Annotated in this window: 7 protein-coding genes and 1 pseudogene; 7 read left to right on the top strand and 1 reads right to left on the bottom strand. The window is 38.7% G+C overall.

The genetic code is table 11. The features are described 5' to 3' along the window. The first annotated feature begins 192 nt into the window (after positions 1–192). The 7 genes from VZ94_RS19115 to VZ94_RS19085 all read left to right on the top strand — a co-directional run bounded on the left by VZ94_RS19115 (position 193) and on the right by VZ94_RS19085 (position 6,359). Positions 193–774 (top strand): SGNH/GDSL hydrolase family protein, encoded by a 582-nt coding sequence (locus VZ94_RS19115; RefSeq protein ID WP_052700759.1) that lies wholly within the window; start codon positions 193–195, stop codon positions 772–774. A 105-nt stretch (positions 775–879) separates the two neighbouring features. After that, entirely contained in the window at positions 880–1,221 is a 342-nt protein-coding gene (locus VZ94_RS19110) for a hypothetical protein (protein WP_045780454.1), read from the top strand. A gap of 23 nt (positions 1,222–1,244) precedes the next feature. Next, the gene (locus tag VZ94_RS19105; RefSeq protein ID WP_045780453.1) at positions 1,245–2,105 is read left to right on the top strand and encodes a hypothetical protein; all 861 of its coding nucleotides are present in this window, start codon (positions 1,245–1,247) and stop codon (positions 2,103–2,105) included. Positions 2,106–2,504: 399 nt separating this feature from the next. Further along, positions 2,505–4,484 carry a hypothetical protein gene (locus VZ94_RS19100; RefSeq protein WP_131655645.1) on the top strand — a complete coding sequence of 660 codons (1,980 nt, stop codon included), beginning with the start codon at positions 2,505–2,507 and terminating at the stop codon, positions 4,482–4,484. Between the two features lie 112 nt (positions 4,485–4,596). Further along, positions 4,597–5,010 carry a hypothetical protein gene (locus VZ94_RS19095; RefSeq protein ID WP_045780451.1) on the top strand — a complete coding sequence of 138 codons (414 nt, stop codon included), beginning with the start codon at positions 4,597–4,599 and terminating at the stop codon, positions 5,008–5,010. 2 nt (positions 5,011–5,012) lie between these two features. After that, positions 5,013–5,321: a hypothetical protein gene (locus VZ94_RS19090; protein WP_045780450.1), complete on the top strand. Its 309-nt coding sequence runs from the start codon at positions 5,013–5,015 to the stop codon at positions 5,319–5,321. A 234-nt stretch (positions 5,322–5,555) separates the two neighbouring features. After that, positions 5,556–6,359, top strand: coding sequence for a Stf0 family sulfotransferase (locus VZ94_RS19085; RefSeq protein WP_045780449.1), 804 nt, complete (start codon positions 5,556–5,558; stop codon positions 6,357–6,359). A gap of 2 nt (positions 6,360–6,361) precedes the next feature. On the opposite strand, the pseudogene VZ94_RS26175 reads toward VZ94_RS19085, so the two are convergent. After that, positions 6,362–7,340: pseudogene (locus VZ94_RS26175) on the bottom strand (hypothetical protein); the annotation flags it as partial.

Below are 7,340 nucleotides of genomic sequence, written 5' to 3'. Positions count from 1 at the left end.
TAAACGCAATCAGATCACGCAACGATATTATTTTTTTGAACTCATCCAAAAAAAACACACAAAATCACCTAACTCCATAGCCACATCTACAAAAAAACAATACAAAAAAGTATTCTGGTACTAGGTGACTCTCATGTAAACATTTTTAAGCGCCCGTTTTGGTCAAAGATTACCCCTCAATATAAATGGAATGTGGTCTCAGTCGAGGGCGCTACCTTATCAGGACTAGAAAATCCTAATAGCAAAACACAAGCAGGTCCTAAATTTCAACACGCATTATCTGAAACTAAAGCTAGCCTAATCGTATTATGTTTAGGAGAGGTTGATGCTGGATTTGTAATTTGGTATAGAGCCGAAAAAAATAATATACACGTTGAAGATGCTGCTCAACGTGCCGTTGAAAATTATTGTAAATTAATCGAATCTGCCCTTCAAAAAAATCAGGTTATTGTGATTAGTACGCCGTTACCAACACTAAGAGATGACTCAACAGAAGGTGCTATCGCTAAAGCACGAGCTGAAATTAAAGCAACACAACAACAAAGAACAGCGTTAACGAGCAAGTTTAACAGCCAAATACAACAGTGGTGTCAAGCAAAAGGCATCAGTTATTTAAACCTAGATGAGTTTTCCAAAGGCTCTGATGGACTAGTCAGTAATTTATTACGCCACCCTAATCCCAGAAATCATCATTACAACCCAAAGCAATATTGCAAATTACTAGCTAATCACTTATTACCAATAGTGAATAAGCTTTTTAAATATGAAGAGTAGACACAAATGTTAGCTGCTTTTTCATTTCAGACCTTTTTTATAAAACAACAACCATCATTAAAAGAATAACTAAGCACTTATGATTAAGAAATAATAAGGACAAACATGAAAATTATTGTGCATTTTGGAATGGTAAAAACTGGAAGCTCTTCAATTCAACAGACTTTGTACCAAAATAGAACTGACTTAAAGAATATTTATTATCCTAATTTTGGAATTGCTAATCATTGCGGGCTTATGTTCTCTATCTTGCGCAAGCAAGACCGACAAAAAGTTGACTTGCTCAAAACTGAATTATCAGCAAGTCATGGTCGAGACATTCTTATCTCCGCAGAAATGCTAGGTAGTTCTTTTGATACTTCTAAAGTGCAAGCCTTATATTCCATATTGAGTGAATATACCAAAAACATTATTGCAGTAGCTATATTCGTCCGCCTAAAGGTTTAATAGAAAGTTCTTTTCAACAAACTATGAAAACAGGGAACGTCAAAAAACGATTTCTTGAAGGTCCTAAAATACGTTATAAAAAATCATTTGAAAAATTTGATCATATATTTGGCAAAGAAAATGTTTATTTCTGGAAGTTTGACCCAAATTCATTTCCAGACCGTTGCGTTGTGAAGGATTTTTGTCAGCGCTTACATATTGATATAGAAGAAGATAATATTATCCGCACCAACGAATCTCTTAGCTTAGAAGCGACTTCGTTGCTATATACCTACTTAAGATATGGTAAGGCTCTCATTTTAAATTCGGTAGGAGAAAAACGCTTTCCATTGCTCGTGAAACAAATCAGCCAACTAAGTGGAAGAAAATTACGCTTTAGCTCAGAACTCATTACACCTATTTTAGAAAAAAACCGTGTTGAAATTGAATGGATAGAACAGCGAATGGGTGCATCACTAGCGGAAGATATATACAAAGACGATGCTATTGCTATTCATTCTGAAAAAGAATTAATCACTTATACACCCGAGACAGTACTTTGGTTAGCCAAACTGCTCGGTGAAGACTACATTGATAATATGCATCCTAAAATGTCCCATCTAGAAATTGCAGAATGGATGCACACCCTAAGATTACGCTTAGACCAAGGACAAGCATTGGTCACAACCGAAACCACTTCTATTGACACACCAGTTAAATCAAATAGCCAAAAACAGGAATTGCTTAAGATTGAAAACTTAACCAAAAAACTAATGCTTGCAAATCGGTGGCTGATTAAACAAGGACAATCAGAGACGGCCAAGGCAGCTAAAACAAGATTACAGCCTCAACTAAAAGCACTGCGTAGAACGCTAAAAAAAATTAATACTGGACACACTGAGTAGAACCCTAACAAAGATTAATCTTGATAAAAAGTCTAAAAAATTTGCATGATTTTTTTCGCAACCGCGAATTCATATATCAAGTTCAACACATTGATATTTCTTAAGTTAAGAAAACCACTGGTATTAATGTTCGTAGATTCAATCTAAAAATAGCAAATGCGGCATATACGCTAAACGATAAAAATTTCATTTTTTAAAAATAGTATGCATCGCGTACCTTGCTACATTTGCATAAAAATCAATGAAAGGGGGCTGGACAATACCCTTACATAAAATTCGTAATGATAAATACGCTACCCTCTCACCGTCAATAAGCAAACTAAACAACAGGTACTCCCTATGACGAATAAACTTACTTATTCAGTACTCCTATTGATACTATTGAATACAAGTATTAGCTTGGCTACACCAATAAAGCTTCCTGAATCGTTTCCAATTGCTATGGTATTTAAAGCATCTAAAAATATCGATTCAGGCAGTCATGAATTCAAAAAATTATTAGAACAACAACAACCTTATGCTTGGATTCATGCTCCAGGACGAACGCAAGCTAAACTAAGTGCCACAAAATCTAAACTCCCTAATAAGATCATGACGTTACAAGACGCTTATGGCGGCATAGGAAATTCAGAACTCTCGACAATCTGGCCTGGTCATTTGCTGTACAAAGCCGGTACGCTACTTAATAACAACCTCTCAGCAAACGATGATACGTTATTAGTGCAAGATATCAGTCGTATTAGCAATAATCCAAATCGCGCTAATAAAGCCAAGAAAAAAATGGCCTTAACTATTTATGCGCTAGATGAAAACGGAAAACCAGACTGGTCGCGTACAGAACATCTAATGCTTGAAAAAATACATAACGGTAAAATTAAAGTACGCCGTGGACAATGGAACACTAAACCACTCGCATTTAAAGCAGGAAAAGCAGTAGTCGCTAGCCACATGATGTACTGGACAAATCAATTTCAACTCAATTTTAGCCTAGACTGTCCGCGCGGAGGCCCGGATAACCTGACAGCTGCGGAGTGGTTTGCCCGTACTATGGCTAAGAGAGTTTTAGATTCTAATGCCGATGGCATTGAATTTGATGTTACCCGCTGGACCTGGGGCTACCCAGAGCGCAGCCCAATGGACGCCAATAATGATTTAATTCCTGATTATGGTTACCTTAACGGTGTTAATAGCTTTGGGTTAGGTGGGCAGGTATTTTTCCGTGAATTAAGAAAATTACTAGGTCCTGATAAAATCATTCAAGCTGATAGCAATGACGCCATAGCTGGCGCGCGTGGATGGAATTACCTAAATGGTATTCAAATGGAAGCATTCCCAATGACAAATGATTATGATCGTTTTTCTCAAGCCTTTTTACATTTACGCTTGTGGTCTGAAAATGCACAAGTAACGCCAAAAGTGAGCTATCCTTTCACAAAAGGCCCCACAACTGTTTTCGCCCAAGCGTATATGCCTAATGGTGCAAAAACTGATTTCCGCTTTCGAGTTGGTTTTGCGGCAGCTTGCCTAACAAATATGCCACATGCCTTTGCCAGCTTAAAAAAAGGCAAGTTTGACCCTGCCAACGCTGAAGAAAATGATAGTGACGATGATAAACAATTCGGAGTTTTTAACTGGGATGAATATCATGGCGGAGAATTACACAACTGGAGTTGGCTAGGGCGCCCCATATCACCGGCGCACCAAGACTTAAGCGATATGGACGCAAATAATTTATTAGCCCAGGCAAGTTGGGAATGGGTTACTGACAAAAGCTTTACTGCTGAAACTATACAATCAGGGACAAGTTACAACGCAACCATAAAAGCAGTTCCACCTACTGCACTACCTGAAAAATTGCGGCAGGGTATACAACTTATGCCAAAAAACATTAACTTAAAATTAACCCCTGGACATGGGTATACCTTAGAATTTGAAGCGAGAGGGGATGACTCATGGAATTATGCCAATCAAAAATTTGATCATGTACCACGTTTGATAACTATTACCGGGGCAGTAACAGGAAAAAAAGAAACTCCTTTAGCTGTTTTAGCCGACGCACAATGGCGAACCTATAAACTAAGTTTTATTGCCAATAATTCATCGTTGACTACACCGGTATTTGGCGTTTCAGAGCAAATCGGAAAAACAGAGATTCGCAATATCAAACTCTACTCAGGCAGTAGTGAACGCTGGTCGCGAGAATTTGAAAACGGATTAGTGTTACTCAATATGACTAACACTCCCTGGCAAGCTAACGTTAAGAAAAACTATTACAAACGCTTAAAAGGCTCACAAGCCCCCGAAGTAAACAATGGCGAATCAGTCGATAGCACCATCACTGTTCCTGCCCGTGATGCTATTTTTCTTGTAAAAAAATAACTCTAAGCTCCACCTTAGTAAATTTACCAAGGTGGATTTATACCAATTTTCGCTTGCATTGCAAAAAATTATCGGGCAATATATTGCCTAACTCAAACAATGCGAGCCATTTATGCATTTTCGTATTCGTAAGAATATCATTCAATTTATCAGGACAACCTACGACAGTAGCAAAAAAAAAGGCGTTAATACCATCATAGGTACTGTCGCCCTAGCCTCGCCTGAACTTTCTGACGATATACGGAAACAGCTCTCGAACGAAGAGATTTCGGCATTTAATACCTGGCTAAATACTCAGCACAGAGCGTTATTGCTTAAAGAGGAATTCGCTGCATTAAATTTAGCCGAAACCATAGCCTTGGCTGAAAAATGGTTTGAGCGGAACAACGATTCTAGTACTTCACAATTGCTAGTGCGAGATATTGTTAATCATTGGTTGTCATTGCGCAGAGTTTTAGCCAAAAAAAAACTTACTCGATTAATCTATAATACAACCACCTATAATTCACCACTTATTAAAAATTAAATATGAAAGCATCTGAAATCATAGAACTCATCAAACAATCAAAGCCTAAATTATTAGGCGATATAACAGATGAAAAAGCTGCTAAAATTGTCTCAGCAGCTTTCTCACAACTAAATAAACAATTAACTGAAGCAACAGATGGTAAAGTAGTCGTCCCCTCTTTAGGCATTTTCAAAGTTAAGCAAGTTGAACGCCAAAAAGACGGACAAGCCGTAAAAAGTAAAAAAGTTTCTTTCCGCGCATCTAAACTTAAAGCAAAAGGCACAAAAGCAAAGGGTGGAAAAAAAGCCAAAGCTCAAGAAGCGAATTAATGGCTTAGAAGCTTTCCCTGCTGCGCATCTACGTTGCTGATTAAGGGTATTGAATGGCTAGGGTACGGATGCTTCACCCCCCTAGCCTATCGCCGCCTACCCCAATGAGCCAGACACTGTATTCTTCACTGGCCGAATCCCTTTTAATATCCTTACAAAACCTCCGCTCTAACCGTTTAGTTTCATTGATTGAACTCTTCTCTTTTGCACAGCGATAACTTTTTAGCCTAACCTATGATTGATTACACGCTCTATAGCAGCCACTTAGATTCTTATGAAAAACTCGTAAAAGATATTTTTAGTGTACCCTTACAGCAAGAAATCAGTGGCCCAAAAAAGTATAAGAAAATAAAACCCAGGCTGAATTATTTAATTTGCTTTACTAATCGTTCGGGCAGCACATTACTATCCAATACGCTAGCCAGAACAGGTCTTATGGGAACACCCGGTGAAATGTTCAATCCTGAGCCGTTAACTAACGCTAGACAGAAGTTCGGCTTAACTTCGTTTGAAGACTATTTGAATTTTAAAATAGAAACCACCAGTAAAAACCGAGTATTTGGCGCTAAAGTAGGTACGCACCATCTCGCCTATCTTGCCCAACAAGGTTACTTAACCACTCACATAAATAAACCCAAATTTATTTATGTCACTCGGAAAAATAAAGTCATGCAAGCGATTTCTCTTTATTTGGCGTGGGAAACAGGCGCATGGACCAGTAAGGCCCCTGCTACTGATTCTATGCCTGCCTATAATGCAAAAAAAATTGCCCAGCAATTAAATTCGATTATATCGACAGAAGCTCAATTTGAAGCCTTTTTTGCCGCCCATCGAATAAAACCATTACGCTTACATTATGAAGACCTTGAAAAAGACTTAACCCATAAAGTCATTCAAGTCTGCAAATTTGTAGGCCTTGAAGAACTAAATGACATTAAGATAGATCCTGTGCTGCAAAAACAACGCACGCCAACCAACCAAGCTTGGGCAAAGCAGTTCGTAGCAGAGCATAGACGCTCGTCATTTAACAGAAGTTAGGCTTATTCAGCTGCTATATACCGAGACGATAAAACAAATTCATACAATCCCCTATCGAACGCAATTAATGGCTCCGCTAATTCCATTTCTTCAGTATCAAATAGCGCGGAGCTTTTCGTAAACGTATCGTTAAGCTTATTAGGGAACAAGGTTCTATCCCAGTTAAATGCAGCGCATAACGCATCAAATGAAGCTGCCGTTTTTTCAACACATCCAATAAACTTCAACTGGGCTAAGCGCTCTAGTGCTACATCCAACATGGCTGCCGTGCATTTTCCAAACGGTGCATTTTGACCTGATAACAACCGAGTATACGGATTATCGAGCTTCTTAATTCCACTTGTTAAAATACTAAAATTATCAGTAGCTACAAGCTGTCTCGCTTTACTCAACTGTCCCACATGCAACCTTAATCGGTCAAGCGGTTCGCGTAACCATATCGAATAATCGCCATCAAGCGATAAAGCCTCATGGGCTTTTAAACCTAAATGGCCGTAGATAATATGCTGACACAGAAACTCGCTAGGCAGCTCGGCAAGCTCGTTAACGGCGCGCAAATGCTTTTGCTCTGGGTAAATAAGGATAAGATTGCCATGTGTTGCCATTTTTAAGAATGGTCGTAGACTAGGACTTGCCGTAAAAGGCAACTCAATGAACAAATCGACTTTTGTCGATGGCTTGTTTGCTAATACTTGCGGCAAATGCTGGTCTACGAATGAATAAAACACCTTTTTATCAATTGAATAACTGACAGTGCTAGCACTGCGTTTTGCTGGAATCGTGGATTCTTCCTGTCCTTTCATCAAAGTCAAAAGTTTTGCTGTTAGCGTCTTTACTGCATTATGAGCATTAAATCCCGACAACGAAAATTCAGGCTGGTCACGGACAAGATGTTTAGGCAACACATAAACATGGCGATTCGGATGTATCTGCATTCCAGCACGGCTGGTCAATTCTGCTAAAGCCTGCCCTCGATGACAG

Origin of the sequence: Methylocucumis oryzae (assembly GCF_000963695.1) — a bacterium.
GTDB lineage: Bacteria > Pseudomonadota > Gammaproteobacteria > Methylococcales > Methylomonadaceae > Methylovulum > Methylovulum oryzae.
This window is presented reverse-complemented; position numbering and strand designations above follow the sequence as displayed.